26 protein-coding genes and 1 pseudogene are annotated in these 26,308 nt (G+C 62.2%); 8 read left to right on the forward strand and 19 right to left on the reverse strand.

Annotated elements, in window-relative coordinates:
- Positions 1-30: 30 nt before the first annotated feature.
- On the reverse strand, positions 31-657 hold the full coding sequence (locus tag NKH90_RS24645) for a CDP-alcohol phosphatidyltransferase family protein (protein WP_352470942.1): 627 nt from the start codon (positions 655-657) through the stop codon (positions 31-33).
- A gap of 308 nt (positions 658-965) precedes the next feature.
- Here NKH90_RS24645 and NKH90_RS24650 point away from each other — a divergent pair, with 308 nt between their 5' ends.
- Positions 966-1,478 carry a phosphatidylglycerophosphatase A family protein gene (locus NKH90_RS24650; RefSeq protein ID WP_352614882.1) on the forward strand — a complete coding sequence of 171 codons (513 nt, stop codon included), beginning with the start codon at positions 966-968 and terminating at the stop codon, positions 1,476-1,478.
- A 79-nt stretch (positions 1,479-1,557) separates the two neighbouring features.
- Positions 1,558-2,634, forward strand: coding sequence for a tartrate dehydrogenase (locus NKH90_RS24655; protein WP_352821504.1), 1,077 nt, complete (start codon positions 1,558-1,560; stop codon positions 2,632-2,634).
- A gap of 91 nt (positions 2,635-2,725) precedes the next feature.
- On the opposite strand, the gene NKH90_RS24660 is transcribed toward NKH90_RS24655, so the two are convergent.
- Complete coding sequence (locus NKH90_RS24660) at positions 2,726-4,327, reverse strand: FAD-dependent monooxygenase (protein ID WP_352821507.1); 1,602 nt, start codon at positions 4,325-4,327, stop codon at positions 2,726-2,728.
- 97 nt (positions 4,328-4,424) lie between these two features.
- On the opposite strand from NKH90_RS24660, the gene NKH90_RS24665 reads away from it, so the two are divergent.
- Positions 4,425-4,868, forward strand: coding sequence for a MarR family winged helix-turn-helix transcriptional regulator (locus NKH90_RS24665; RefSeq protein ID WP_352470937.1), 444 nt, complete (start codon positions 4,425-4,427; stop codon positions 4,866-4,868).
- A gap of 287 nt (positions 4,869-5,155) precedes the next feature.
- Here the strand turns inward: NKH90_RS24665 and NKH90_RS24670 are convergent, their stop codons facing one another.
- From NKH90_RS24670 to NKH90_RS24695, 6 genes are all read right to left on the reverse strand, one after another.
- Complete coding sequence (locus tag NKH90_RS24670) at positions 5,156-6,463, reverse strand: type II toxin-antitoxin system HipA family toxin (protein WP_352821510.1); 1,308 nt, start codon at positions 6,461-6,463, stop codon at positions 5,156-5,158.
- On the reverse strand, positions 6,463-6,615 hold the full coding sequence (locus NKH90_RS34890) for a helix-turn-helix domain-containing protein (protein ID WP_502896956.1): 153 nt from the start codon (positions 6,613-6,615) through the stop codon (positions 6,463-6,465). Before NKH90_RS34890 ends, NKH90_RS24670 begins: the two co-directional genes overlap by 1 nt.
- A 365-nt stretch (positions 6,616-6,980) precedes the next feature.
- Positions 6,981-8,159, reverse strand: coding sequence for a hypothetical protein (locus tag NKH90_RS24680; RefSeq protein ID WP_352470935.1), 1,179 nt, complete (start codon positions 8,157-8,159; stop codon positions 6,981-6,983).
- A gap of 55 nt (positions 8,160-8,214) precedes the next feature.
- Positions 8,215-9,222: a succinylglutamate desuccinylase/aspartoacylase family protein gene (locus NKH90_RS24685; RefSeq protein WP_352821513.1), complete on the reverse strand. Its 1,008-nt coding sequence runs from the start codon at positions 9,220-9,222 to the stop codon at positions 8,215-8,217.
- Positions 9,223-9,231: 9 nt separating this feature from the next.
- Positions 9,232-9,576, reverse strand: coding sequence for a RidA family protein (locus NKH90_RS24690; protein ID WP_352470933.1), 345 nt, complete (start codon positions 9,574-9,576; stop codon positions 9,232-9,234).
- 49 nt (positions 9,577-9,625) lie between these two features.
- The gene (locus NKH90_RS24695; RefSeq protein WP_352821516.1) at positions 9,626-10,945 is read right to left on the reverse strand and encodes a type III PLP-dependent enzyme domain-containing protein; all 1,320 of its coding nucleotides are present in this window, start codon (positions 10,943-10,945) and stop codon (positions 9,626-9,628) included.
- A gap of 77 nt (positions 10,946-11,022) precedes the next feature.
- On the opposite strand from NKH90_RS24695, the gene NKH90_RS24700 reads away from it, so the two are divergent.
- Positions 11,023-11,964 (forward strand): amidohydrolase family protein, encoded by a 942-nt coding sequence (locus tag NKH90_RS24700; RefSeq protein ID WP_352770533.1) that lies wholly within the window; start codon positions 11,023-11,025, stop codon positions 11,962-11,964.
- Here the strand turns inward: NKH90_RS24700 and NKH90_RS24705 are convergent.
- Genes NKH90_RS24705 through NKH90_RS24720 form a run of 4 tightly spaced genes read right to left on the reverse strand, consistent with a single transcriptional unit; the run spans position 11,938 to position 16,447 of the window.
- Positions 11,938-12,909, reverse strand: a complete 972-nt coding sequence (locus NKH90_RS24705; protein WP_352821518.1) for an ABC transporter permease — start codon at positions 12,907-12,909, stop codon at positions 11,938-11,940. The genes NKH90_RS24700 and NKH90_RS24705 overlap by 27 nt on opposite strands.
- Positions 12,906-13,871, reverse strand: a complete 966-nt coding sequence (locus NKH90_RS24710) for an ABC transporter permease (RefSeq protein WP_352821519.1) — start codon at positions 13,869-13,871, stop codon at positions 12,906-12,908. Before NKH90_RS24710 ends, NKH90_RS24705 begins: the two co-directional genes overlap by 4 nt.
- The gene (locus NKH90_RS24715) at positions 13,868-15,376 is read right to left on the reverse strand and encodes a sugar ABC transporter ATP-binding protein (RefSeq protein ID WP_352614870.1); all 1,509 of its coding nucleotides are present in this window, start codon (positions 15,374-15,376) and stop codon (positions 13,868-13,870) included. Before NKH90_RS24715 ends, NKH90_RS24710 begins: the two co-directional genes overlap by 4 nt.
- Before the next feature lie 18 nt (positions 15,377-15,394).
- Positions 15,395-16,447: an ABC transporter substrate-binding protein gene (locus NKH90_RS24720; RefSeq protein ID WP_352470927.1), complete on the reverse strand. Its 1,053-nt coding sequence runs from the start codon at positions 16,445-16,447 to the stop codon at positions 15,395-15,397.
- 239 nt (positions 16,448-16,686) lie between these two features.
- Between NKH90_RS24720 and NKH90_RS24725 the strand changes: the two genes are divergently transcribed.
- Positions 16,687-17,487: an IclR family transcriptional regulator gene (locus tag NKH90_RS24725; RefSeq protein WP_352470926.1), complete on the forward strand. Its 801-nt coding sequence runs from the start codon at positions 16,687-16,689 to the stop codon at positions 17,485-17,487.
- A gap of 175 nt (positions 17,488-17,662) precedes the next feature.
- Here NKH90_RS24725 and NKH90_RS24730 read toward each other — a convergent pair.
- The 7 genes and pseudogenes from NKH90_RS24730 to NKH90_RS24760 all read right to left on the reverse strand — a co-directional run.
- Positions 17,663-17,848, reverse strand: a pseudogene (locus NKH90_RS24730) (SDR family oxidoreductase); the annotation flags it as partial.
- A gap of 36 nt (positions 17,849-17,884) precedes the next feature.
- A complete protein-coding gene (locus NKH90_RS24735) occupies positions 17,885-19,174 on the reverse strand; it encodes an ABC transporter substrate-binding protein (protein ID WP_352540714.1) in 1,290 nt (429 codons plus the stop codon).
- A 28-nt stretch (positions 19,175-19,202) separates the two neighbouring features.
- Positions 19,203-20,039 (reverse strand): carbohydrate ABC transporter permease, encoded by an 837-nt coding sequence (locus NKH90_RS24740; protein WP_352821523.1) that lies wholly within the window; start codon positions 20,037-20,039, stop codon positions 19,203-19,205.
- Entirely contained in the window at positions 20,029-20,976 is a 948-nt protein-coding gene (locus tag NKH90_RS24745) for a carbohydrate ABC transporter permease (RefSeq protein WP_352770518.1), read from the reverse strand. Before NKH90_RS24745 ends, NKH90_RS24740 begins: the two co-directional genes overlap by 11 nt.
- 24 nt (positions 20,977-21,000) lie before the next feature.
- Positions 21,001-21,864 (reverse strand): TauD/TfdA dioxygenase family protein, encoded by an 864-nt coding sequence (locus NKH90_RS24750; RefSeq protein WP_352503733.1) that lies wholly within the window; start codon positions 21,862-21,864, stop codon positions 21,001-21,003.
- Positions 21,865-21,975: 111 nt separating this feature from the next.
- Complete coding sequence (locus tag NKH90_RS24755; protein ID WP_352821526.1) at positions 21,976-22,638, reverse strand: TetR/AcrR family transcriptional regulator; 663 nt, start codon at positions 22,636-22,638, stop codon at positions 21,976-21,978.
- 270 nt (positions 22,639-22,908) lie between these two features.
- Positions 22,909-23,391 carry an Lrp/AsnC family transcriptional regulator gene (locus tag NKH90_RS24760; RefSeq protein ID WP_352540712.1) on the reverse strand — a complete coding sequence of 161 codons (483 nt, stop codon included), beginning with the start codon at positions 23,389-23,391 and terminating at the stop codon, positions 22,909-22,911.
- Positions 23,392-23,478: 87 nt separating this feature from the next.
- Between NKH90_RS24760 and NKH90_RS24765 the strand changes: the two genes are divergently transcribed.
- The 3 genes from NKH90_RS24765 to NKH90_RS24775 all read left to right on the forward strand — a co-directional run bounded on the left by NKH90_RS24765 (position 23,479) and on the right by NKH90_RS24775 (position 26,142).
- On the forward strand, positions 23,479-24,579 hold the full coding sequence (locus NKH90_RS24765; RefSeq protein WP_352821528.1) for a pyridoxal-phosphate dependent enzyme: 1,101 nt from the start codon (positions 23,479-23,481) through the stop codon (positions 24,577-24,579).
- Positions 24,580-24,647: 68 nt separating this feature from the next.
- Complete coding sequence (locus NKH90_RS24770; protein ID WP_352470919.1) at positions 24,648-25,265, forward strand: glutathione S-transferase family protein; 618 nt, start codon at positions 24,648-24,650, stop codon at positions 25,263-25,265.
- Positions 25,266-25,779: 514 nt separating this feature from the next.
- Complete coding sequence (locus NKH90_RS24775) at positions 25,780-26,142, forward strand: hypothetical protein (protein WP_352770511.1); 363 nt, start codon at positions 25,780-25,782, stop codon at positions 26,140-26,142.
- Positions 26,143-26,308 lie beyond the last annotated feature (166 nt).

A 26,308-nucleotide genomic window follows, 5' to 3' on the forward strand; every position in this document is an offset into this window, starting at 1 on the left:
GTGAGGCCAAGTGCAAGCATCCCCGTAGTCTCACGGCTGCTTCCCGTCGGCTCGTTTCAGCATCGCAAATGCGCGACTGATCCGTTGCAGGGCTGTGGCGTTGGCCAGCACTGCGTACAGCGCGAACCCACCCGCCAGAATCCAGGGCGAAGCCGCGCCCATCGCGGTCGCGACTCCGTCGGCGGCGAGCAGCACGCAAATGAACACCAGACGTTCCATCCGCTCGAAGAAATCCGGCCAACCGTGGTTTTTCACAGGGATTTCCAGCGCCGTCCGCGCCTTGGCGTAACTGGTGAGGATCCCGCCCGCGAATGCGAACATTGCGATCGCCCACAGATCGGCAACCCAGCCGATAGCCGCAAAGACGGCCAATTCCTGATAGCGGTCGACGACGGCGTCGAAATAGCCACCGGCCTTGGTGCTCATATTTGTCCGGCGGGCGACCGCACCGTCCAGCGCATCGAAGCTGAAGGCAAACGCCAGGCAAAGGCCAAAGGCAAGACTTGAATGATGAAACGCGTAGGCGGCCGAAGACAAAGCCACGAGCACCAGCCCGCTGGCCGTAACCTGGTTCGGCGTCATGCCGATCCCGATCAGCGGAGAGGCGGCCTGCTCCCATAGCGGGTCGATGCGACTTTTCATGAGACCGGCGATCATGGCGGCTCCTCTGATGATGTCGGTTGACGGGTTTACCAGCAATTTGCGGGTTTGTTCCACCGTCGCCACCGTTTCGGTTGGCCAATGCGGGCCGAGACCGGGCTCAGCAACGTTCTCAACTTGCCGCAAAAACGATCTCGTTTGGCGAATGGGGCCGGCAGATTAAGGTACTCGCCGAGCTGGCGGCGAAACAGAACTTCCAGTCGCTGCGACAGCTGCCCGACAGCATTTTCACGGTTTGGGCGATGCCCTTGTGAGGTGGTGCAAATCGAACAGCAGTCTGGCGGCAGCACCCGAACGATGTGACTATGATCGCTTGCGATCCGTGGGAAGCCGGCCGAAAATCGATGCATAAGTTTCCACCCAAGTTCGCCTACCTGCTCGCGACCTCTGTCGGCGCGGGATTATCTCCAATATGGCCGGGCACGGCCGGCGCAATGGTTGGAGTGGCTGTTGCCGCGGCTTTGATACCCGCATCACCTTGGCTGACGGTGCTTGCCTACGTGGCCCTGTTCGCCGTCGGCGTATGGGCGTCATCGTATGTTATCTCCCGTACCGGGACGGAGGATCCGCAGATCGTCGTCATTGATGAGACCTTCGGCGCGGCCCTAACCCTTTCCATGCTGCCCCTCGATCCGCTCTGGTGGGCAGCAGGCTTCCTTGCTTTCCGGTTTTTCGACGTCGTCAAGCCTTGGCCCATCCGTATCGCACATGACAAGGTAAGGGGTGGGGCCGGTATCATGCTGGACGATGCGGCTGCGGCTGTGGCCGCCGGGGTGCTGCTGCTCCTGCTGAACGGATTGATTGACCATTTGCCGTAATGGCGGCATTCGGCCTCACGGCCAAAGGCCAGCACGATGGTCCATGCTAGTTTAGCGCCACAAGGGGAGGACTGGACTAATGCGAAGCTATAGGATCGCGGCCATTCCAGGCGATGGGATCGGCAAGGAAGTCGTAGCGGCCGGCCTTCGTGCGCTGGCCGCCTGCGCCACGCGCGACGGCGGTTTCAGTCTCGAGGTGCAGCATTTCGACTGGAGCTCGGACTACTACAAGTTCAACGGCGTGATGATGCCCAAGGACGGCACCGAGCGGCTGAAGGCCTTCGATGCGATCTATTTCGGCGCTGTCGGCGCGCCAGACGTGCCCGACCATCTGACGCTTTGGGGGTTGCGGCTCGCGATCTGCCAGCCCTTCGACCAGTACGCCAATGTCCGCCCGACCCGCATCCTGCCCGGTATCGAGAGCCCGCTTCGCGGCGTCACGGCAGGGGATCTCGACTGGGTCATCGTTCGGGAGAATTCGGAAGGCGAATACGCCGGCCAGGGCGGGCGCTCGCATCTCGGCCTGCCTGAGGAAATCGCGACCGAGGTCTCGATCTTCACCCGCGCCGGCGTGACGCGCATCATGCGCTTCGCCTTCGAGATGGCGCGGTCGCGGCCGCGAAAGCTGTTGACCGTGGTCACCAAGTCGAACGCCCAGCGTCACGGCATGGTGCTCTGGGACGACATCGCCCGTGAGGTCGCGGCCGATTTTCCTGATGTCGCATGGGACAAAATGCTGGTCGACGCGATGACAGTGCGCATGACGCTCAATCCGCGCTCGCTCGACACAATCGTCGCGACCAATCTTCACGCCGATATCCTGTCGGATCTTGCGGCCGCACTTGCCGGATCGATCGGCATTGCGCCGACTGCGAACCTCAACCCCGCGCGGCGGTTTCCGTCGATGTTCGAGCCGATCCACGGCTCGGCCTTCGACATCACCGGCAAGGGCATCGCCAATCCGGTCGGCACGTTCTGGTCGGCGGTGATGATGCTGGAGCATCTTGGCGAGCCGGCTGCCGCGGCGCGCCTGATGCGCGCCATCGAGCGCGTGACGGCGGACGCCTCACTGCACACGCCCGATCTCGGCGGAAGTGCCACCACCGATAAGGTCACCGAAGCGGTGTGCGCGGCCCTACTCGGCGACAACGAGTAGGAAAGGAGCAAGCGCATCGTTGTCATTCCCAGTGATGGCATCGGCAAGGAAGTCATGCCCGAAGGCGGGAGGCATCCGCACTCGCCGCCGCTCACCGATGATGTTCGTGCGCCTCCGTGCGGAAACCGAGCCCATCAAGTGTTTCGATCAGCACCTGTACAGGATCAGGCACACCGTGCGTTGACCGCCACGCGACAAATCCGTCCGGTCTGACCAAGGCGGAACCGCCGCTTTTAACCCCGAGCACGGAAGGCCACCGATGGTCCAAGTCAAGCAGATCCCCATTCGCACCCAACGAGTGGCACGTCAGCGGCATCCCGAGGCGCTGGCTTACGGAGTCAGCGGCCTGACACCATGCTTCGTCGGCGCAGAGGAGAAGAAGATCGCGGTCGCACAAATCGAGACTCGAAATCCGCTGGCCGGCACGTCCGACCGCGAAATGCGGCAAACGCGTGCCGGGGCGGCCCGACAGCTCCGTGGATTTTTGGAATGGGTGATCGTCCGGTGTGGATTCCAGAGCCACGATGCCTGCAGCGTAGCGTTGGCCAAATACCACGTCGTAATCCTCGACGATCGCAACAGGAGGAGGCAACCGCTTCGACGGATCGTCGAACCATTTCAGTAGGCGGGCGAGCGCTTGCGCCAACGTAGCCTCGATGACCGGCCGGCGCTCCATGTCATAGCTATCCAGCAAGGAGGGATCGGCATGCCCGCGTGCTACCATCGCAAGCTTCCAGGCAAGGTTATGGGCGTCGTGGATACCTGAATTGCCACCGAAAGCGCCTGTTGGGGGCATCACATGTGCGGCATCCCCCACAAGAAACGCGCGGCCTCGGCGGAATTGGCGCGCTGTGAGGGCGGCCACTTCCCAGGAGCGCGCATCGACAAGCCTCGTCGTGATGTCCGGCCGGCCCGCACCTCGTATGATCAGTTCCCTGCACTTGGCTTCTTCAAAATCCTGTGGTTTCTCGCCCTTTTCGGGAAAGTACTGGAGCGCCAGAAGCCATCGTCCACCCTCCCTGGGCGTGAAGGTCCCGTTGAGGTCCGTCACGAAGCACGACGTGAAGCGCTTGCCGCCTATCGTCGGAGGCATGTCCGTGTCAAAGACGACATTCATCCAGTGCTGAAGGCCGCCTGCCCCGCTGCGGCTGATCTCCAGCCTCTCTCGCAGGGAACCGTTCGCACCGTCCGCGACGATCAGATAGTCGGCCGAGATGACCTCCTTTGCGCAGGTCGCGATATCGCGAATTTCCGCGCGGACGACGGTCTCGTCCTGATCGAAAGTCACCAGCTCCGTGCTGAAACGCACGTCTGCACCGTTCCGCTCGGCGTAGCGGCGCAGAATCGGTTCCAGGACGTGCTGATCACACGTCGCTGGTTGCGTGGGGCTGAGGGCACTTGCATCCGGCCACGCCGGTCCGCCCCATTGAATCTCCGGATCGGCGAGATTCCTGGCGCGCGCAATAGCGCCTGCCTGCTGGTCCCCCGTCCGATTTGTACGAATCTCCTCCTCGAGGCCGAGGCTTCGGAATATCTCCATGCTGCGCGGGGAGATGCCGGCAAACTTGTACTGGATTGACGTGTCGGGATGACGCTCGACGAGGACACACGCAATGTCGTTGTGAGCCAAAAGGGCGGCCGCCGTCAGACCGTTCAGGCCGCCTCCGACGACGAGAACCGTGGTATTGGTCATCTCGGATCTCCTCTCATTGCTTTGACCACAAAAACATTTTGATTGATCAAATCATATGATTGGTCCAAGTATGTGTCAAGACACGAAGGAGCGTGGAATGAGACCGAGCCAAGATCGCTTGCAGCACGCCACCGAGGCATGGCGCCTGATGTTTGATTTCCTGATGCGGTCCGCGCCGGACCGGTTGGCGATCCAGCAGAAATTGGGCCTGACGCCCAACGACTCCCGCGCCCTCTTCACGCTCGACAAAGATGCGGGCAAGCCGATCGGCGCATTGGCTGCTCAATGGCAGTGCGATCCATCGACGGCGACCTGGCTGGTCGACCGGCTTGAGCAGGCGGGGCTCGCCGAACGGATTCCGTCGCCAGGCGATCGCCGTGTGAAGCTTGTCAAGCTCACACCCAAAGGTGCCGCAACCATCAAGGAATTGATGAAGGAATATCACAAACCCCCGCCCGAGATACTTGCGCTTCCACGCGCTGATCTGGATCAGTTGATCGGCCTCGTAAGAAAGTTACAGGCTGGCAAATCCGTGAGTTGATCCTATCCCGGAAAGGCACTGGCTAGGATCGGGTAGCGCCGCGTCACACTTTCCATGCTGCCGCTCGAGCCGCTCTGGTGGTCGGCAGGTTCCTTGCTTTCCGGTTTTTTTGACGTGGTCAAACCTTGGCCCATCCTATCGCGCATGAGAAGGTAAGGGGTGGGTTCGGCATCATCTGGACGACGCAGCGGCGGCCGTGGCCGCCTGGATGCTGCTGCTGCTGAAGAAGACCATTTGAGCGTTGTTGCAATCGCGACATCAGTCTCGTTGCGTCTCTACTTTCAGCATCACGCCTCTTCCAGTCTGCGTACACGAGCCCTGACCCCATTGCCGATGGCATCAGCGACTTCCGCAGGAAAATCCTTTGGGAGCGATGCAGAAACCAGTTCGACCGCCGCTAGCGCCTGTTGGCGCAGCTCATCAAAGATCGCCCTGACGGGTTTCGGACCGATCCCTGCTTTGGCGGCGGTCTGGATAAAATGGCGTGGCATGACGCTGTCGACGAGGTAGTGGCGTGTGTCGCCAATAGCCATCGCCAGTTTCATTTTGTTGCGCTTGATCTGTCCCGCATCAAGGCTGGGCTGCGCTGAAATCACATCATAGAGCGGCGTTATGCGGAACCGGCCGCCGGGGGAAAGAAAGACGCTAAAATTCTTGGCGTGCCCATCTGTGGCGCCGAGAAGCCAAAAGGCAACCACGGCCTTTAAAACCGCAGCCTGGTCTACCTCCGGTTGGTCGCTTCCCTTCATCAAATTGAGGATAGCCGGAACGCCAGGCCCGCCGTCGGATTCGTATTTCAGTGACGGCGGCACAGAAAGGGCCTGGCAGCAGTCTTCCTGGGGCAAACGCAGGAGACGATTGTCACTGGTCCATCGGCGATCGAACCGCTCGACCGCGAGCACGCGATTGCCTTCGAACTCCTCGATTGCGACGACGGCGCTCGGGAGCCCTAGGGCGGTTGTCAGCTTGAGGCAGAAAAATTCGTTCTCGACGCTGAAGGAAAGATCGATGCCATTTGGCAACCGTCCAATCTGTGGTTTGAGGATGTGCGTCGTGGCAGTCGTCGCCAGCGGCTTGTACCAACGTCCTTTCCAGAACAAGAGCGCAGTCTTTTCCTGAGCGCCAGCGATCGAGATCCGGAAGTCCTCGTCCTCGCCAAGCCCAAGGGGAGCCGATGCCAGATCGAGGAGAAGACGAGCAATCTCGGTATCGTCAACGGGTTTGCCGTTGACAATACCGGCGGGGCCTGGCTCGACACCATCCGGCAGGAATTGCAATGCGCCGACACAATCGCGCCCGACAGCGGCAAGCAGGTCGTAAGCGTCTATTCCTTGAGCATGAACACGCTCCGCCATACGGCGGCGAATGGGGCCGTTGTCGGGCAGGAGATTGTCGAAGACGGCGATGACGCGCGCACCGATATAACGATCTTCACGCAGAGGCAGTGATAGCGAGACGGGCAGCGCGTGCTCCCAAGCAAGCCAGGACGGATCGTACTGAAAATCGATCGCGCCGCTGGATTGTCTATTCAGCCGCCCGACGAGACGGCTGTTCAAGAAGACATTTAGCGGGATGTGCTGCCGCGGACGAGCCATCAGAAGATGTCCTCGATCTCAGCCGGCTTTGCCTTGGTACGAGGGCGGACGACGAATTCGAGGTCGAGCGCTGCGAGAATATCGCAAAGCGTTCCGAGCTGGGTCCCAGGCGCGCCACTCTCGACGGCCGAGATGGTCGCCTGACGCAGCATCGTTTGGTCCCCGACATTGGTCTGGTTGAGGCGGAGCTTGCGACGCTGCCGGCGGACGGCATCTCCAATTTGCTTGGGTGTTCGGGCGATTTGGTCCACAGCATACCTCTCTAGCATGGTATTATACGCTCGCGCAGATAAACTTCAATATACGCTTTTCCGTATCGAATTTTGTATACTTTGAAGCGTATAAGCAGCAATATGGTCGGCGTATGATCTTCGATCCGCATGGACCGTCACCGCCATGCTTTCAGCTTGTCCGGCCGCCGCCGGCCAATGTGACCGAAGCGAATAGCCGGCATGCTCATAAAGCTCCAAGGCAAAGTGAGGTCAGTCCTAGCAGACTGCGGCAACGGATCGGTTTTTCAAACGGATCTTGCGGCACTCACCCAATCGAGGCGTGCGGCAGGGACAAGGCCATAATTGTAAAAATTGATGCCGTCGACATCCGGCGCCATCGCAGCTTTGACCTTGGCGGTGAGGATGTCGGGGCCGGCCATTTCCGGATAGAACAGCCGGTAGCCGGCGCCGAGGAACTTTTTCACGCCAAGGGCTGCGCGTCCGGCCGCCATCAGGCTGGCGACATCGCCGGGCTGCATGTCGTAGGCACACAGGATTGCCCCGTCACAGACCTTGCCGAGCGCCGCGAGATCGCAGCCGCCAAGCCAACCGTCTTTCAAATCGATGATGACAACGCGGGTCGCCGGATTGGCCACCTCGCGAAGTTCGGCGACCAGGCTGGTCACCGGTTCGAACCGCCACAGCAGGTAGCCATGGAGTTCCGGCCATGGCAAAAAAGTGTCGAGGCCGCTCCCCGGAAAGTCTGGAAAGCGCCGTTCGGGCACGGCGCGCTCGCAGGTCTCGACGATCCATTGCCCGACGAGCTTGCGCGCTACTTCGCCGTCGACGCCGGCCTCGGCCGCGCGCGCAAGGCAGGACGGGCAGAAACATATCGACAACAGAAAATCGTCTTCCGGCATCAGCCCGACACCGTCTTTCTCATGATGGTATTCGTGGGCGAAGCCCATGAAGGACGGGCTTTCAAGCTCGATCCGGTCCGGCCTGTAGCTGTGCGAGATATCGGCGATCAGCGCGCGGACATAAGCGCGCGCTTCCGGATGTGATGGGCAGAGATTGTAGTAGTTGGCATCGCCGAAGGCGTTGCGGGTTACGGCCTGCGGATGAAGCATGCCGAGCCGGGTGTTGTGCAAGCAGACCGTCCAACACGAAACGCCGAGCCCGCCCACCTCGCGCCGGCGGACAAGGTCGCCAAGCACATCGCCGCCTTCCATGATCACCTTCGCCACCTTGGGCTGGATGGCTAGGTCGGCCCAGTGTGCCGCATCTGGCTTGAAATAGATGGTTCCGTCTTCCGGAAAATAGGCTTTCCGGCGCGGGCTGCGCGGCTGCAGAAACCGGCCAGCGTGATACGAAGTCGCCAGACTGATCATGTTGAGCCCGGCACGCTCGACAAGATCGCGCTCGACCATCTCCAAGCCCAGATCCTGGACATCCCAAGGATAGGTCCACATCGACAGTTGCATCCGGTTATCCTCAGTCTTGATCCTGATATGGGCGTATGGTCGGGAGGGCTTCTTATCAGTCGACCGGCTCGGCGACCTGCATGAGGCAGTCTCCCGCCTCGCACATCGTGTGCAGCCGGCGCGAAAGCACAATGCCGCTTTCGAGGAAGTGCAGGGCTTGCTCGGCGAGGTCGAGTCGTTCGAGGTCGTGGTACCAGCCCGCCAGTTGGCCTGAAGTCACGCTGTCGCCCAGCCTGACTGCCGGCTCGAACCAACCACGGCTTGTGGCATAAAGGCCCTGACTGTGCCGAGACAACGAAAGAAGCCGCGTCGGCGCCGAAGGTCCGGTTGCCGGTGCAAGAACCGGCGCCTCAACCACTCCCAAGGCGGCCATCAGGGCGTCGAGTGCGCGGGCGGTAATCTCCATCGTATCGACCGTGACAGTGCCACCGCCGCCGAACTCTCCGCTGACGCCGATGGCGCCGGCCCGGCGCGCCGCACCCATGGAGGTCGGTGAGGCCTGGCCGTTGTCGGCCACGAACCCATAGGGCATGCTGAGCGTCCGCATTAGCTCCACACCGCGCCGGTGCCGGTCGGGATCGGTATTGTGCTCGACAAGCGCGGTCGGCAGATGCTCCATCGAGGTGCCGCCAGAATGAATGTCGAAGATGACGTCGTGGCGGGGAAACAGTTCCATCTCCAGGAAATTGGCAAGCCGGCTTGTTGGCGTGCCTGACGGGTCGCCCGGAAAGGCGCGGTTGAGATTGCCGCCGTCGAGTGCCGAGCAGCGCTTTGCGGCGATCACCGCCGGCACGTTCGCCATCGGCAGGATGGTGACGCGACCCTTGATCTGCTTGGGATCGAGCCGGCGCACCAGCTTTGCCAACGACAGCTCGCCTTCATATTCGTCGCCGTGATTGCCGGCCATCAGAAGCACCGACGGGCCTTCGCCGTTGCGGACAAGGCAGATCGGGACCTTGACCTGGAAATAGGGCGAACGGTCGATCGAAAACGGAATGCTGAGATGGCCGAGTGTCTTGCCGTCCCGGTCGAAGTCGAGCGTATGGCTGAGGCCGGTGTGCATGGCGGCGGCTCAGATAGCTGCGATCGCAGTGACCTCTATGCGGAGATCGGGATCGGCGAGACGCGCCTCGACACAGGCGCGCGCCGGCAGGCGCGCAGGATCCACCCAGGCATCGTAGATGCTGTTCATGGCATCGAAGTCGGCGATCTGCGGCAGGAAGATGTTGATCGCCACTAGCCTCGACTTGCTGCTGCCGGCCTCAACAAGGAGCGCCTCGACCTTGGAGAGCACGTCGCTCGTCTGACCCTCGATGCCGGCCTTGCGGTCGTCTGCCACCTGGCCTGCGATGTGCACGAGGCCGCCATAGACGACCGCCTGAGACATGCGGGAGCCGGACTGGAAGTACTTGATCATATCAGATCCTTTCGAGGTTCTCTTTTTTGGAAGTGGCCGCGATATCTGCTCAGCCGAAATAGGTAGGAAAGGCGTGGCGGACATACCCGGCCGCGTCGGCGCCGAAGATCACGCGATAGCGATCGAGGCAGGTGCAGGGGTGCGAGATGCCGAATTCAACGACGTCACCAACGGCAATATCGTCGCCCGACGCAATTGTCAGGAAGGCGTGCTGGTCGTTGAGCTTGAAGACCTCGGCACGCGCTTTCGGCAGCTGCTTGCCGGCACGAAAGATGGTCACGACCTTCGGAAAGCCCTGGTCGAACGACACGTCGCGCATGCCCATACCGCAGATAGCAAGGCCGGGCTCCGGCCGCGACAGTACCTCGGCCCAAAGACGTAAAGCCGGATGGAAGGAATTTCGTGCGGAAGCACCGACGCCGCCGATCGCAAAACCGTCGCGGGCATCGAGTGCGCCGAGCGACCTGTCGTAGACGCCATGGTCGTGAAAGAAGATGGCGCCGCTGCGCAGCACCAACGTGGCATTGCCGTCCCTGGAGACGAGGGGCGAAAGCGCTGCGACCACCTTGTCGAAGTACACCGAGCCGCCGGCGGTGGCGATCAGCGGGGTGTCGCCGCCGACGCGGGCGCGGAGCCGCAGGAACATATCGGCTGTCATTGCCAACAGCGCGGATATCGCCTCATCGGTACGGCCAGGATCGGCTTGCGCCGCGGCACCTTCGTAGGCTGCGACGCCGGCGATCAGCAGCCGCCCTCCGGCAGCTACAACCGCGTCGGCGATCGCCTCGGCTTCGCCGGTGGTCCGGGCGCCTGCCCTCCCCGCACCAAGTTCGACGAGCACGCGCAATGGCGGCAGCGTCGCATTGGCGCGCCAAGCTTCAGCAAGCGCATTCACGGCGTCGAAAGAGTCGGCAAAAACGTAGAACTCGGCGCTTGGCCAGGCGCCGACAAGGACAGCAAGTCGGTTCGCACCACCTGGTCCGCCGACCTCGTTGGCGATGATCAGCCGAGAGAGCCCGGATCTGAGCATCACTGTGGCCTGGCTTATGTCGGCGACGGTCGTGCCCCATGCTCCGGCCTCGACCAGGGACCGGGCAAGGTCCGGCGCCATCGGGGTCTTGGCATGCGGGGCGATCACGGCGCCCTGTTCTCGCGCATACCCCAAGAACAGGTCACGATTGGCGATGAAGGCCTCCTCGTCGAGGGTCAACACCGGCAACGACATACGTCCATGCGCTGGATGCCAGCGCTCAGATGCGACAAAGCTGCTGTCCAGGCCGAGGGTGCCAGGCGGAACGCCGCGGATACGATCGTCGAGCAGGAAATTTTCACGGGTCGCGAGCGACAGTACGGGTGAGTTTTCGGTCATCCGATGCTAGTCCTTTCGCTTTCGCAGGATGAAGTCCGGATCGATTTCCGATGCCGGCCACACCATGAGAGAGATGCGTGCCAAAGCGTTACTGCGGACCGATCATCGATGCCCACCATCACCTGTGGGATCTCGGCCTCGGCCGCCATCCCTGGCTCGCGCCCACGGCTGGCGAACGCGGCGGTCTGGGCGAGCTTGGCCCCTTGCGGCGAAACTACCTTCCTGAAGATTATTTGCGCGACGCCGGCCAGCACAGTGTCGTCGCCACCGTCCATATTGAAGCCGGTTGGGCCGGGGATGACTGCGTGGGTGAAACGCGGTGGCTTGAAACCCTCGACAAGTCGCGCGGCGTGGCCGCCCGTTACGTCGTTCACGTACCTCTGGCGAACCGCCAAGCGCCGGCGCTGGTCCAGGCGCAGGCGGCATTCGACCGTGTCGTCGGCGTACGCGACATACTGAGCTGGGATCCTGATCCCGCCCGTCGTTTTGCCGCCCGCGACGGCATCATGGACGATCCGGCCTGGCGTGCCGGCCTGTCCCTGCTTGGGCGCCGCCGGCTGGTTTTCGACCTGATGGTGTTTCCGCGCCAGCTCACCGGCGCGGCGCGCCTCGCGGCGGCGTTTCCAGACCAGCTCTTTGTTCTCAACCATTGCGGCAGCCCGATCGATCGCGATGCGGACGGAATGCGGGTGTGGCGCGAGGGGCTGCGGCTTTTGTCGGAGCGCGAGAACGTCGCCATCAAGATATCGGATCTGGTCGCCTACGATCATGATTGGACGCTCGACAGCCTAAGGTCGGTTGTCATGCATTGCATCGACTGTTTCGGTACGCGGCGCGCGATGTTCGGCAGCGACTTTCCGGTCGCCGGCCTGCATGCATCGTTCGGTGCGGTGTATGACAGCTTCAAGGCCATTGCAGGAGAGCTTTCCGCGGACGAGCAGACGGCACTGTTCTACGGCAATGCACGGCGCATTTATCGGCTGGACGATATGTCATCGGCGGGCCTGCTCTCTGCCTGAGAGAAGCAGCAGCCCCAGGATCAGCGACCCGAACAGGATACTGCGCCAGCCAGGCGATGCGTTGACCACGGTGATCAGCGCCGTGATCGTAACCAGCAGGATGGCGCCGGGGATGGTGCCGGCATAGGTGCCGAGCCCGCCGAGGATCGAGGTGCCGCCAAGCACCACGGCGGCAATCGAGGCGAGCAGATAAGGATCGCCGATACCGACATAGCCTTGTCCGTTCATGCCGAGGACCAACACACCGGCAAGTCCCGCACAGAAGCCGCTGATGCCGTAGACCGCCAGCGTGGTCGAGGCGACGGGAACCCCGGACAGCGCCGCGGCGAGCGGATTGGCGCCCATCGCGAATATCCGGGCGCCAAGGGATGTCGCATGCATCGTGGTCAGAACGATCACTGAAATGACCGCCCACAAAAGCACGCCTGCCGGAATACCGACCGGCCGCGCATTGCCGAGCCAGCGGACCAGCGGGTTCTCGGCGGTCACGGCACTGCCGCCGGCGATGATGATCAGCAGACCTTGCAGGAATGTCGCCATCGCCAGCGTCATGATCATTGGATGAACGCGCAACAGCGCCACGCCCAGCCCGTTCACCAGACCGATTGCGCTCGTCAACGTGAGAACTGCAAGAACGGCGGTGAGCCCTGTCGGATCCGCCTGCCATGAAAGCAGCGGCAGGCTGACAGCGCTAACCGTGACGATCGCCGCGACGGAAAGGTCGATTCCGCCGGCAATCACCACGAAAGTTTGGCCCGCCGCGACCAGGCCGACCACCGCGCCCAATTCAACCAAATAGCGCAAATGCCCATAAGCGCCGAAGCCAGGTGAAGCGAAGCTCGCCGCGATCCATACCGCCGCAACTATAGCGATCGTAAGGAAGGGCCGGCTGCGCAAAATCGTCACGGCGCGCCTGCCGCTCACACTGACTTTCCGTGCTGTCATTGCTGCACCTTGCGGAATTGCGGGATGGCGACCGCCCCGATGATGATGAGGCCCTGGGCGACATATTGGGCGACCGGCGTGAAGCCGAGGAAGAACATGACACTGATCATCAGGCTGAGCAGCAGGCTGCCCGCAAGAGCGCCGCGCATGGTACCTTGGCCGCCAAGGAAACCGACGCCGCCGAGCACTGCGGCGGCTATGGAATTCAGCGTGAACGCCGTGCCGATGACTGGATCGCCCGAACCCGTTTGCGCGGCGATGAACAGGCCGGCGCCTGTGCAAAGCAGGCCGCTAATCGCGTAGGCGGCGATCCGGGCACCGTCGACCGGCACGCTGGAGCGGTAGGCGCCGACGGGATTTTCGCCTGCAGCATAGATGCTCAAACCAAGCGGCGTGGCGAGATAGAGTTTCCACAAAACCACGATGAGTACCAGCAGCACGAATGCCGCCGGCGTGTTGCCGGCAAGCAGGTCCGACAGCCACTCGGGTATGGCGCCCCCCGGCCTCGGCAGGATGAGCAGGGCAGCGCCGCCGATAGTGAAGGAGCCAGCCAGCGTCACCACGATCGCCGGCAACCGAAGTTTCACGACGATGAACCCGATCGCGGCACCGATGACGAGACCGGTCAGCGCCACCGCAGCGACACCGCCGGCTACGCCCAGCGGTCCAGTCATCGTCGTCGCAGCGATCACTGCGCCCAGGCTGACCATGGCGCCGATGGCCAGGCTTATGCCGCCGGTGAGCATGAGGATCGCCTGGGCCATGGCGACCAGCGCCAGCGGAAACCAGCTCTGGGTGAATTTGGCGAAACCGGACGCTGTCAAGAGGCCGGGAAACAGGAAACCGTAAGCAATGACGAACGCCAGGACCACAGCGAACAGGCTGCGCACGCCGACATTGCGGCGCAGCTGAACCGGCCAGTAGAGCGCGCCGGCTTGGTTTGAGGATGCGACCGCGCTCATGCCGCAACTTTCTGCTGTTCGGCGCCCATTGCGGCGGAAACGATGGCTTCCTCGCTCAGTGCCTCGCGCTCGAGCATGGCCACGATGCGGCCTTCGCGGACCACGCCGACGCGGTCGCAAAGGTGCACCAGTTCGGGTGTGTCGGAACTGAGCAGCACGATCGCCTTGCCGGCGGCGGCGAGTTTGCGAAGCATCATGTAGATCTCACGCTTGGTCTCGACATCGACGCCGCGCGTCGGGTCGTTGAGGAGAAGCACAAGCGGCTCGTGTGGCATCCATTTCGCCAGCGCGACCTTCTGCTGGTTGCCACCTGAGAGTGCCTGTGCCGGGCGGTCGAGGTCGCCCTTGATGGCAAGCTGGGCGGCGAGACCCCTTGCCATATCGCGCTCGGCACGCCGACTGCGCAGCTTCAGCGCCGGCAGCCTTGCGAAGGCGGGCAGCATCATATTGGTGATGATGGGATGGATCAGGTGCAGGCCTTCGCGCTTGCGGTCAGCCGGGACATAAGCGAGGCCGAGCGCATTGGCGTTCGGCACGCCGCCGGGCAAACCCGAAACACCGTTTACGGTCGCGGATACCGTCCTGGCGGGGATCGCGCCGTAGAGGCCAAGCAGCAGATCTTCCTGCCCCTGCCCGACCAGGCCGCCAATGCCAAGCACCTCGCCCGTCCTGATGTCGAGATCGACGTCGCGCATCAGGCCGGCCGAAAATTTACGAACCGAGATGGCGTCGGCCGGCGATGGCGAAGGCCGCCATCGTGGAAAGAGATCGCCGGGGTCGCGTCCTACCATCAGCCGTACCAGCCCGGCGGCATCGGTTCCTTCCAGCGAGCAGTCCGCCGTGCAGGTCCCGTCCTTGAGCACGGTGACATGCTTGCACAGCGCCATCACCTCGTTCAGTCGGTGTGAGATGTAGAGAATAGCGATGCCCTCGCCCCGAAGCCTCTCCAGCAGGTCGGTGAGGATTTTTGTCTCAGTTGCCGATAGCGATGAGGTGGGTTCGTCGAGAATGAGCACGCGCGGCCGGCGGTAAAGCGCCTTGGCGATCTCCACCATCTGCCGGCGGCCGAGGGACAGGTGCCCCACCGGCGCAGACAGCGGTTCGTAAAGCCCGACAAGATCGCATGCGGCCCTGGCCCGGACGGCAAGCTCGTTGTAGTCGATCAAGCCGAACCGCTTGGGATAGGCACCGAGCCCGATGTTTTCGGCAATGGACAAGCTGGTCGTCAGGCTGAGTTCCTGCTGGACAACGGCGATTCCGGCCTGTCGCGCATTAGCGGGGGTCATGCGCGAGACCGGGCGCCCATCGACCTCGATCGCCCCGCCGTCCGGGCGCAAGGCGCCGGACAAAAGGTTGATCAGTGTCGACTTACCTGCGCCGTTCTCGCCCAGCAGTGCATGCACGCGGCCGGGCTGGAGAGCGATTGAAACGTTGCGCAGAACGGGGTTGCCGAAAAAGGACTTCGACACCCCCTGCGCGGCGAGAAGCGGAGCCGTGGTTGTCAATGCTACAACCCTTCAGGCTTATTTTTGGGCCAGCAGCTTCTTGAATAGATCCTCATCGTATGGCGAATAGATGTAACCGTCAGCCGGGAAATCCTTCGCCCGGGCGAGGTATTCGTCGATGTTGGAATTGTCGATCACCGGCAACGGGATCTTGACGAAAGCCGGCACATCCTCGCCCTCCAGTGCCTGGACGGCGGTGTAGGTGGCGAAGGCGCCGAGCCAGTTCGGCTGCATCGTCGCCCAGCTCTTCAGGCCCTTTTCCTTCCACAGTTCGAGAAACTGGCGCGCATTCTCGCCGGTGATCGGCACCTGGTCGCGGCCCTGCTTGTCGAGCGCGAGCACGGCGCCCGCCGACAACGCGCCGCCCAGCGACAGGATGCCGTCGATTTCGGGGTTGGCGAAAAGCAGGCTGGTGACGGCCTCCTGGGCGGGCGCGACATTGTAGGGCGTGTTCGTCTCGGCAAGCACCTTCACATCGGGATGGGCCTTAAGCTCGGCATCGGCGCCTTTGCGCCGGTCGTCGCTGACCGAAACGCCGGCTGGGCCATTGAGGATGAGGATCTTGCCCTTGCCGCCGATGGCGTCGATCAGGAACTTGGCCGCCTGATCGCCCCACTGTGAGGAATCGGTGTTGACCTTGGCGGTCACCTGGTCGGTATCGACGAGGCTGTCGAAGTTGATGATGGCGATGCCTTTGGCGCAGGCGTCCGCCAGCACGCGCGCCGGCGCGGTCGACGAACCAGCGATCAAGATGATGGCATCGACATCGGAATCGATCATCGACTGGATCTGCTGAATCTGGACGTTGGCGTCGCCCTGGGCATCGGTCACGACGAGTTTGTCGACCAAGCCTTGCTTCTTCAAAGTCTCGACTTCGGCTTCGATCGTGCCCTGTGTCTGCTTCATCCAGGTCGGCACTGAATAGATATTGGCCCAGCCGATCGTATATGGCGCTTTGCGATCGCCCTTGATGCATTTAGCGGCGGCGTTGGCCTGCGAACCGGCGCCGAGGCTGAGGAGGAGGCCGAGGCAAAGGGCACTGGCGGACGCGAAAAACGATGATTTCGTCATGATTGTTCCCTTCTGAAGTTATGCCTGGACGTGCGGGATCGGGACGAGAGAACCCGCCGGTTGCCGCATCGGAAACCGCCCGTTTTTCTCGTCAGGACTTTCTGCGCCTGGCTCGTTATTGTCCGATATTTCAGACAGTAGGCCTGTATATCGGACAAACGGGATGCTAGACTGAGCCTTGACATCTTTCAAGCGTCTTGAGACGAGGGCCGAATGATTTTTGCGCGGGTGCGGCCTACATGAGCGATGGCGTCACTGGTCTAATTGAAACGGAAGCCGGCGCCGAGCCGCGCAATGGCGAACGGCGTCGCGGGATCGACCGCGTCATCATGCTACTGGAGGCCCTTCTGCGGCACCGCGCGCCGATGCGCGTCGGCGACATCGCCAAGATGATCGGCGCGCCGCGTTCAACCACTTATGAAATCGTCAACAGCCTGCTGGAAGCCGAAATGCTCGAAAATGTCGGGACGGAAGGCTATGTCTATTTCGGAAAGGCGATGCATCTGTTCGGCTGGGCCTACTCACATCATAATGCCCATTACCGGCGCATCATCGAAACCCTAGACAGACTAGGCGCGGAGACGGGCGAGACCGTCCAACTGTGCGGCCTGCGCGGGACCAAATATGTCGTCCTTGATTGCCGGGACTCGCCTGGCCCGTTCCGGATTTCAAGCGATGTCGGCGTCGAGGTGCCGATACCGTGGACGGCGTCCGGTAGGCTGCTGCTCGGCCATATGAGCGAGCAGGAAATACGGGACTTCATTCCGCCTGGCGACTACACGCTTCCAGACGGCCGTGTCATTGCGCCAGCCGAGTTCTTCGGCGATGTCGCTCTGGCGCGCCAGCAAGGTTTCAGCGAGACCGCCGCTCTGGCCGACCGCTTCACTTGGTGCATGGCCGCGCCCATCCGCGACGGCAACGGAGCCATCAACAAGACGCTTTGTTTCGTGTTGCCCGTCGACACGCCAGAAGCGCGGCGCAGCGAATTGCTTGCCCTGTTATGCGAGCGCGCCAGTGGGTTGTCGCTCGCGGGAAGCTAGTAGAAAATCGGCGCGCGAAGGTCCGGGGTAGGCTCCGTTCGTTCAGCCGCAGCAGCGAAACCCGAAACTGGTACTCCGGTGAGTATGGCAAAGGCGGCAGCGCGCTCCTGCTACCAGATCATCGGATATTCGATCGGAAAGATCGGCGGTCGGCTTCGGCCTGGTTCAGACCTGCCTACGGAGTGTCGCCGACCATGCCTGAGAACAGCACCGAACCGCGCTGGTCGAGAAGAGAAAGCGAAGTGAAGTCCAGTATCGAGAGCCCTCCGTCGGCGATCAGGGTTTGGCCTGTGACGAACGAAGCTTCATCACTCGCGAGGAACGCCACCGCCGCAGCGATTTCGGCCGGCGTTCCCATTCGGTATGTGCGAGGCGATATGAACGTCGGTTCATATGATTACGCTGGCATCAGCGGTTTGACGCGGTCGATAATGGCGGCGACCGCTTCCTTCGGGCTCTTGCGACCGAGGACAGCGAGTTGAACCTCCTCGAGAAACGTCGACTGAGCGCGAGCGGCTTCGGGAAAAGCCGGAAATGCCGGTCGCGCTTTGGCGAGCGCGGCAGCCTCGACCTTCGCCTGCGGCAGCGACCCGGCGAACGACGGCTCGGCATAGGTCGAGGTGCGGACGGGGCCATTGCCGTTGCGCGCCATGTCGAGTGTGGCGGCCTTGCTCGCTACGAAGCGGATGTAGCTCCAGGAGAGCTTCTTGTCCGTCGAATTGGCGGGAATGGCCATCGCCCAGGATTCAACGACCGGATGCATTTCGTGACCGCTGCCGAGGGTTTTGGAGCCGGGGAACTCGATCGCCTTGATCTTTCCCGGTGCGGTCGACTGTTCCTTGTTGTTGAGCTGCGCGTAGCGGGCGAAAGGCAGCACCGCGAAGGCCGCGCGCCCCTGCTGCATCCACGTCACCATGTCGTCGTTGCGCGTTGTGGCATAGCTGCGGGGGAGCGCGCCGGCCTTGAAGAGGTCGGCAAGCGCGGACAGGCCTTTTTCCATCGCCTCCGGATCGGGGACCACCTTGAACTGCTTGTCGATGAAATCGCCGCCGAAGGCGCGGGCGAACATGACCGGGAAGACGGCGAGGTCGCTCGCAAGGATCATGCCGACGACGGGCGTGCCGGACCTGGAGGTGAAGGTCAGCTTCTTCGCCTGGTCGACCAGCTCCTCCAGCGTGTTCGGTGGCGCCGAAATGCCGGCCTCCTGAAGCAGCTCCTCGTTGTAGAAAAGCCCCTGCGTGGCATGGCGCACCGGAACGCCGACGAGCTTGCCGCCGACGGTCATCGAGTGGCGCAGGCCCTCGGCGATATCGTCGAAATCCTCGATCGGCTCGGCTTTCCGGAGATCGTCTAGCGGCTCGAATAGCGAGGCGATCTGCGACGTCATGCGGTTGTCGATGACATAGCCGATGTTGAAATCGGTCTCGCTCAGGCTCGCCTCTCGGAACAGCCGGTCCTGGAGCGGATTGCTGTCAAGCGTGGTCCAGGATATCTGGGCATTGTTCTTGTCCTCCCAGGGCTTGATGACATTGCCGGCGGCGCCGGTCGTCAGGTTGGCTTGGTGGACGCGATGGCAAAGCACATTCAGCGTCTTTACCTGGGCATGGGCCAACCGACCCAAGGCACCCGTCGCGCCGGCGGCCATCGCCGTCGTCAGCAGGGCTCTGCGTGTCATGTGCAAAGGCATTGTCTTCCTCCCTTTCTCGGTGACGTCGTCACCCCTTGGTCGCGCCGGCGGTCAATCCGGCGACGAGAAACCGGTTCATCAGGACCACGAAGACGAGAACCGGCAGCAATTGGACGGTAGAGGCAGCAAAGAGGACGCCCCAGTCGACGCCATCGATCGAACTGATCATCTCCGAAAGGACCAGAGGCGCGGTCTTGGCGTGGTTGGCGGTGAAGATATAGGCGAACAGAAACTCGTTCCACGCGAAGACGACCACGAAGACGGCGACGGCGAGCATGCCGGGCGCTACGAGCGGCAAGATGATCTTCACAAGGATCGTCAGCGGCCGCGCGCCGTCGAGGACGGCCGCCTCGTCGAGTTCGCGCGGTACCTGGTCGATGAACGTGCGCATCAGGAGCGTGCCGAGCGAGACGAAGAAGGTCGCGTAGAGCAGGATCAGCACCAGATGGGTGTCGTTGAGCCCGAGCCGATTGACGACCGGGAACAATGGCAGCGTTACGACGATCGGCGGGATCAGCCGCGATCCGATCAGAAACATCACCGATCCCTCCAGGAAACGGACGCCTCGATAGCGCGAGTAGGCAAAACCGGCGAGCAGACTTGCCATGACGGCAAGCGCCGTCGCCCCGGTGGTGATGATCAGGCTGTTGACGAGCCCGTCGAAAAAGGCCGGCCAGCGCTGCCACAGCGAGGCGTAGTGCTCGAAGGTCGGTTCGAAGAAGAGCTCCGGTGGAAACGCGAAAATCTCGCGACCGGGTTTGAACGACGAGAGCACGATGAAGCCGATCGGAAACAGTGACCAGACGACGATTGCCGCAACGGCGAGCGTCTTTCCGGCACCGATGGCGAGACGCCTAGAACGCATTGGCCATGGATTCCTTGCGCAGCCGCCAGACATAGCCAGTCGCAAGCAGCAGCGAGATGACGACCATCATCCATGCCGTCGCGGCCGCCGTGCCGAACGAGTTGTAGCGGAAGCCTTCCTGATAAAGATAAACGGAAACGACCTCGGTCGTGCGTGCCGGGCCGCCCTGGGTCAGGAGCCAGACCTCGGAAAAGAGACGGAAGGCGAAGATGTAGCGGAAGAGCAGCGCGATCAGCATCGCTGGCGCCAGAAGCGGCAGCGTGATGTTGCGGAAGAGCTGGAACGCATTGGCTCCGTCGGTGCGCCCAGCCTCATAGAGCTCCTTCGGAACCGCGAGCCGTGCCGCATAGAGGATGATGAATGTGAATGGCAGGTGCAGCCAGATCGTGAGCAGGCCGACGAGGATGAGGCCGTGAGAAGGGATGAACGTCCAGTCGAGCGTCGGCAGACCGGTGTATCGCAGCATCAGCGTGATCGGGCCGACGTCTGGATCGAACAGGAAGCGCCACATTGCGACCGCCGTCACCTCGCTGATGGCGTAGGGAGCGAGCACCACGACGAGCATGACGCGCTGGAGAGGAAGCCCGGAGGCGAAAAGCAGGGCCAGGCCAAGGCCGAGCAGCAGTTCGATATGAACCGCCACGGCGACGACGAGGACCGTGTTCCAGACCGAACCCCAAAAATAGGGATCGGTGAGGACGCGGATATAGTTATCGAAGCCAACGAAGGTTGCCGATTGGCCGAATGACGAGGCTTCGAAACTCAGCCACAGGACGAAGATCGCGGGGAGCACGATGATCCCAAGCACCAGGAGGTGCACGGGCGTCGCATAGAGGTAGGCAGGCGAAAACGCGAAGCGCCGCCTCATGGTCTCGCCAGCCGCTTCCGCCGCCCCTTCCCCCCTATGGCCGACGGACGCCTCGGAACCAAATGCCATTGCTCCTCCCTGAGCGGTTGCGTGTCAGCCGTCCCTGGCGGCAAGTGGAACGGTGCCCTCCACCGTTGTTCTGTACATTACCCGGCGATATCCAGGATAATCGTTGATGGCGGTGTGCAGGACATGGGGATTGTTCCACATACCGAGCGTCTTCGGTTCCCAACGCAGCCTGCAGTTGAACTCGGGCCGGACAGCCCGCGCCATCAGGAAGTCGATCATCGGCTTGCTTTCTTCCTCCGTCATCCCCTTGAAATTGGTCATCACGCTGCTGACGAAGACATAGCGCCGGCCAGTCTCGGGGTGGCGACAGATCACAGGATGCTCGACGACGGCATTCTCGATCGTCTGGACATCGGCCTTGACGCCGAGCCGGCTGTGGGCCGCGTTGATGGCGAAGACCCCGCGGCCGCTATGGACGCCCGTCAGGCCTTGCAGGATCTCGACCAGCCGCGGCGAAAGCGAGTCATATGCCTTCTCGAGGCTGGAGAAGCAGGTGTCGCCGCCAACCGGCGGCACCTCCTCACCGTAGAGAATCGTAATGCCCGGTGGCTTCGGTAGCCAGGCGAGGTCCATGTGCCAGTCCTCGCCGATCACTTTGCCCGTGTCGTCCGGCTCGCGCACGAAGCGCACGATATCGTCAAAGCCGTCGATCGGCGTGTGCACCGGATTGCCGCTAAATGGTCCGAACCGGCGGGCGACCTTGTGGACGCCAGCGGCGTCAAGCTCCTGATCGCGCACGGCGAGCGCATGATATTTGTAGAGCGCGCGGCGAACGTCCTGGAAGGCATCCTCGCTCGCGCTCGCCAGATCGATCCCGCGAATTTCCGCACCGAGTGCACCAGTGAAGGGGCTGACCTCGAAACGGGTGAATGCATCATCGCGCAGCACGTGATCCTCCCTAATACGCGCCTCGTCGCCATCATGGGCTGACTTACCTGCAAGTAAGTAACTTGAAAGCCAAAGGCTGTCAACTCACCCGCGCTTTGTTCCACCGGATATCTAGCCTCGATCCGAGCCCTTCCCCGCATCCTGCCAAGCGGCGCGGATGATCGCGGCGAGCGCTGCGAAAGTCCTGGCGACCTCGTCGAAGCTTCCGGTGTCCTGCGTCATCGGTGGACAGGACAGAAGGGTAATGCGCAGCATGTGCACGAGCTCGTCGCTGAGTGTGTGGGAGGAAAGCTCTCCGTCCTTCACCGCCTGGTCCACCGCATGACGCAGGCTCTGATCATAGACCCGGTTGACGCGCTCCAGGGCACGTTCCGCTGGTTCGCCGAGAACCGGGAGGTCGTGGCGAAGGCGCGAAAGCGGGCTCCACATATTGCGGGCTCCCTTCTCAGCGTTGAAACGTTCGTAGAAGCGGCGCAGATCCTCGAGCTGCATATCGAGACGGTCGAAGAACCGGATATCGGGGGTCGTCCAGAAGCGCTTGATGCGGGCCTCGGCGTTGGCGGCGAAGTCCGCGATCAATTCCTCCATCAGCTGACGCTTGTTGCCGAAGTGATGATGGATGTTGGCGCGCGTCGTGCCGATTGCCGTCGCTATATCGCCGAAGCTGAAACCATCGTGGCCGCGCAGGACATAGAACTCGGCCGCGACCTCTTTGATTCTGCTGCGGGTAGAGTGCGCCTCATCGCCGGGAGATCCTGAAGTGTTGGCTCTCATATCCCTTCCGAAATTCATGCCGCCGTTGGACGATCAGTATACGGGAGCGAGCTGCACCCCCCGTTTCATACATGGATATTCTTCTACGCACGAGTGGAAGTAATTTGCGCCAGGGGCAGACATTCGCGAAGCATCTTGGCGGCAGCGATTAGCTCGGTGCGGCGGGTGAGTAGATACGGGATGCGTGTAGCGAACTTCAATCGGGTTCGCGCCCTTGACTAGAATTCCGGGTCAAGCAGGGCAGTCAGCTTGCCGGGGGCACGCCGCAACTCAGGCAGTGGATAGCGGCCGCGCATCCGCTGCGCCAACCACTTCCCGCATTGTCACGATGGTGCGGAACGCCCTCACGTTCGAATTGGCGTGGAAGACTTCCCGCGCGAAGACATCGTACGCCTCCATCCCCGGCAATTGCAGGAGGAGCACGAAATCGGCTTCACCGGTGACATACCAGGCCTGACGAACCTCCGAGCGCCCGCGGAGCTTGCCGATGAAGGCGTCCAACTCGACAGCGCTCTCCCGTTCCAGCGAAACGAGCACATGGATGGTTAGCGGCAGGCCCACGGCCGCCGGACGAATGACGGCAATATCCGCCGCGATCACGCCATCCTTCCGCAGCCGGCGCAGGCGGCGCAGGACCGCACTCTGGGAAAGCCCGACCTGCTCGGCGAGACGCCGCGCCGGGATCTGGTTGTCGCGCTGAACCAGCGACAGCAGCACATGGTCGAAGCGATCGAGGGCAGCGGTTTTCGTCATTTGGACAGGCATCTATGACGAAATCAGGCAGCTGGGCAACGATAATAGGCGCCAAGCGCCATCGTTTCGGGAATAGAATTTCGCCTCATGACCACAGACACACAGCCGGGCCTTGGCCCTGATCTCATTGCGGCGCTGTTACAGCGCCTGTCGCCGTTTTATGCACCGACACCGCTGCTCGACCTGCCAAGCCTGGCTGCGAGCCTGGATGTGACCCAGGTGCTTGCCAAGAACGAGGGCCACCGTGCCCTGGGCAGCTTCAAGTCCCTCGGCGGCACCTATGCCGGTCTGTGCGCTCTCGCTCGCGCTACCGGGATGGATATCGATGAACTGCTCGATCCAGAGCGGGCCCAGACGCCGCTGCCGGCGCTAATCACGGCCAGCGCCGGCAATCACGGACTTGCCGTCGCCGCGGCGGCGAAGTTTGCCGGCGGGAGGGCAAGGATATACCTCCATACGGGCGTCCCTGCGGGCCGGGTGCGGCGTATCGAGTCCCAAGGCGCCGAAATCGTGTGGGTCGACGGCACCTATGACGATGCCGTCGATCGGGCCTCTGCGGCAGCCCGCGCCGGGGAAGGCATTCTGGTGGCCGATACCTCGAGCGACCCGGATGATCCAGCGGTCGCTGATGTCATCGCTGGCTATGCCGTGATTGCCGCGGAAATCCGTCGCCAAGTCGAGGAGATTGGCCATCTGAGGCCAACCCACCTTTTCGTGCAGGCCGGTGTCGGTGGACTTGCCGCCGCCCTGACGACTGGGCTGAAGGACTGGCTGATGCCTCCGGCCATGATCGTCGTGGTAGAACCAGAGGCCGCAGCCTGCGTCGCGGCCGCGCTGTCGCAAGCACGCTCAGTTCGGATATCCGGCGATCTCAAGACGTCGGCAGACATGCTCGCCTGTGGCGAAGCAGCGGCATCGGCGCTCGACGTACTGCGCCAAGGCAACGCTCGGGTCATAACCGTGTCCGAAGCGGCGCTTGCCGACGCGAAGAGCCGGCTTCGTGAGGCAAACGGTCCAGACACAACCCCGTCGGGTGCCGCAGGCCTCGCCGGCCTCGCCACCGCCGTCGCGGCTTACGGCCTGTCGCAGGAGCTTGCGCTCGACGAATCGAGCCGGGCGCTGATCATCGTGACCGAGGCCGAACTGGAGAAGGACGCAGGACGATGGCACCGGACCCGGGATCATTGAACGGAAGAGCGGCTGGGCCACGTACTGCTCGATATGTCCGCATTCCAGACCCAACGCAGAATGGGTCCATGAAACTCATCTACCAGACCCACTCTCCCTACGCGCGTAAGGTTCTGGTCTTTGCCCACGAGACTGGGCTTGCCGGACGTCTGCGCGTCATTCATCAGGAGACGAGCCCCATCAATCGCAACGATGATGTGTTTGCGATCAATCCGCTTGGCAAGGTGCCCGTTCTCGTTGTCGACGACGGCTATGCTCTCTTCGATTCGGGCGTAATCTGCGACTATCTCGACAACCTTGAAAGCAGTCGTCGGCTCATCCCCGAAACAGGGCGGGCCAAATGGTCCGCCCTGCGCCTCCAGGCGCTTGCCGGCGGCATGTGCGACGCAGGCATTTCCATCCGCTGGGAAAACGAGCGCCGCCCTGAACATCTGCGTTATCCCGCCTTGGGTGCAGGCATGACGATGAAGCTTATCGAATCCTATGACTTCGTGGAAAGCGAGGTCGAATTCGACGCGCCGCTCCATGTCGGCCACATCGCGCTCGCCACTTGTCTAAGCTGGCTGGAATTCCGCGGACTGCCCGACTTCCTGCAGGGAAGGCCACGACTGGCACAATGGTATAGCTCCTTCGTGGAACGCCCTTCAATGCGTGCCACGCCCTACGGCGGCGACACGCGAGATTGATATCGATCGCCAGGCTTTCGAGTTCCAGCATGTGTCCCTCATCAGCCAGGCATTCTCGCGGCCATTTGCTGGTCGGCCTCGATAATAGAGCGCGAAACCGGTAATCTTGCCCGGGCTCGCGACCACGGCCGGCAGCTTCTGACGCAGGATTGCGCCGAAGTCGTTCGGGATTTCCTGTGCTGAAACCGGAGCAAAGCCGCCAGCCGAGAGCATCAAAATTCCTGCGACCAAGCCAATGCACAGTCGCTTCCTGGAAATGTAAGAAATGATTGGTTCTCCTGCCCGACCGCCCTGGCGCTGCCGCGCGACTTGTCCCAGGCGCAAGAACTGACATTCACGCCGATTGTTTCACCGGTTCGAAAAAATGTTGATGGCGGGCGGAACTGCGAGGATGTGGCGTTGCGGAGCCATTGAAATTTGGTCGAAACTCTCCAAAATTTTCAGCTGGTGGAAATCGCGAGAGCCACCACAGACGACGTCAACAGAGGAGACTATTCAAAGCGGAGGACTATCGATGGAAGGAGCCATTTCGACGAGTTTTCCCCCAATCGGGCCAGAGGGCCCTGATGTTTTTCTTGACCGGTTGCTCCATCCGGCACGGCATTTCGAGCGACCTGAGAACGTGCTGACCGACGTGACGCTGGACTTCCAGGAGAAGCGTGCAATCCTTTCGTCATGGGCATCGGATGCCTGTGCAGTGGAATCGGTGCCGGCGCTGCGCATGCCGCCGGGAGCAACCGAACCAGTCAGCTTCGATGCCATCATGGACGCGTTGCGCCAATTGGATCAATTGGAGAAGCTTCCCGGCGCCGGTCGCGGTCGTGAAATCGAAGGTATCGCGGTCACCGGTTTTACAGCATCCGTCGATCGACTTTGAGTTGAACGCGGCCACTCTCTGCATCCGAGGCATCCGCCCCCCCGCGCGGGAAAACCCCGGGGGGGGGGCCACGGGGGGTGGGGACCGCGGCAAATACGGTTGGGGTGCGTGGGGCCGCGGCGGGCGGGGTGGTTGTTGTCTGGGGCGGGGGCAACCCGGCCCCAGC

It is taken from the genome of Mesorhizobium sp. M0898 (genome assembly GCF_040319695.1).
Classification (GTDB): Bacteria; Pseudomonadota; Alphaproteobacteria; order Rhizobiales; family Rhizobiaceae; genus Mesorhizobium.

Coding starts and splice junctions, on each gene's coding strand:
- NKH90_RS24645 (WP_352470942.1), bottom strand. CDS start 657: ATGATCGCCGGTCTCATGAAAAGTCGCATCGACCCGCTATGGGAGCAG.
- NKH90_RS24650 (WP_352614882.1), top strand. CDS start 966: ATGATCGCTTGCGATCCGTGGGAAGCCGGCCGAAAATCGATGCATAAG.
- NKH90_RS24655 (WP_352821504.1), top strand. CDS start 1,558: ATGCGAAGCTATAGGATCGCGGCCATTCCAGGCGATGGGATCGGCAAG.
- NKH90_RS24660 (WP_352821507.1), bottom strand. CDS start 4,327: ATGACCAATACCACGGTTCTCGTCGTCGGAGGCGGCCTGAACGGTCTG.
- NKH90_RS24665 (WP_352470937.1), top strand. CDS start 4,425: ATGAGACCGAGCCAAGATCGCTTGCAGCACGCCACCGAGGCATGGCGC.
- NKH90_RS24670 (WP_352821510.1), bottom strand. CDS start 6,463: ATGGCTCGTCCGCGGCAGCACATCCCGCTAAATGTCTTCTTGAACAGC.
- NKH90_RS34890 (WP_502896956.1), bottom strand. CDS start 6,615: ATGCTGCGTCAGGCGACCATCTCGGCCGTCGAGAGTGGCGCGCCTGGG.
- NKH90_RS24680 (WP_352470935.1), bottom strand. CDS start 8,159: ATGCAACTGTCGATGTGGACCTATCCTTGGGATGTCCAGGATCTGGGC.
- NKH90_RS24685 (WP_352821513.1), bottom strand. CDS start 9,222: ATGCACACCGGCCTCAGCCATACGCTCGACTTCGACCGGGACGGCAAG.
- NKH90_RS24690 (WP_352470933.1), bottom strand. CDS start 9,576: ATGATCAAGTACTTCCAGTCCGGCTCCCGCATGTCTCAGGCGGTCGTC.
- NKH90_RS24695 (WP_352821516.1), bottom strand. CDS start 10,945: ATGACCGAAAACTCACCCGTACTGTCGCTCGCGACCCGTGAAAATTTC.
- NKH90_RS24705 (WP_352821518.1), bottom strand. CDS start 12,909: ATGACAGCACGGAAAGTCAGTGTGAGCGGCAGGCGCGCCGTGACGATT.
- NKH90_RS24710 (WP_352821519.1), bottom strand. CDS start 13,871: ATGAGCGCGGTCGCATCCTCAAACCAAGCCGGCGCGCTCTACTGGCCG.
- NKH90_RS24720 (WP_352470927.1), bottom strand. CDS start 16,447: ATGACGAAATCATCGTTTTTCGCGTCCGCCAGTGCCCTTTGCCTCGGC.
- NKH90_RS24725 (WP_352470926.1), top strand. CDS start 16,687: ATGAGCGATGGCGTCACTGGTCTAATTGAAACGGAAGCCGGCGCCGAG.
- NKH90_RS24735 (WP_352540714.1), bottom strand. CDS start 19,174: ATGCCTTTGCACATGACACGCAGAGCCCTGCTGACGACGGCGATGGCC.
- NKH90_RS24740 (WP_352821523.1), bottom strand. CDS start 20,039: ATGCGTTCTAGGCGTCTCGCCATCGGTGCCGGAAAGACGCTCGCCGTT.
- NKH90_RS24745 (WP_352770518.1), bottom strand. CDS start 20,976: ATGGCATTTGGTTCCGAGGCGTCCGTCGGCCATAGGGGGGAAGGGGCG.
- NKH90_RS24755 (WP_352821526.1), bottom strand. CDS start 22,638: ATGAGAGCCAACACTTCAGGATCTCCCGGCGATGAGGCGCACTCTACC.
- NKH90_RS24760 (WP_352540712.1), bottom strand. CDS start 23,391: ATGACGAAAACCGCTGCCCTCGATCGCTTCGACCATGTGCTGCTGTCG.
- NKH90_RS24765 (WP_352821528.1), top strand. CDS start 23,479: ATGACCACAGACACACAGCCGGGCCTTGGCCCTGATCTCATTGCGGCG.
- NKH90_RS24770 (WP_352470919.1), top strand. CDS start 24,648: ATGAAACTCATCTACCAGACCCACTCTCCCTACGCGCGTAAGGTTCTG.
- NKH90_RS24775 (WP_352770511.1), top strand. CDS start 25,780: ATGGAAGGAGCCATTTCGACGAGTTTTCCCCCAATCGGGCCAGAGGGC.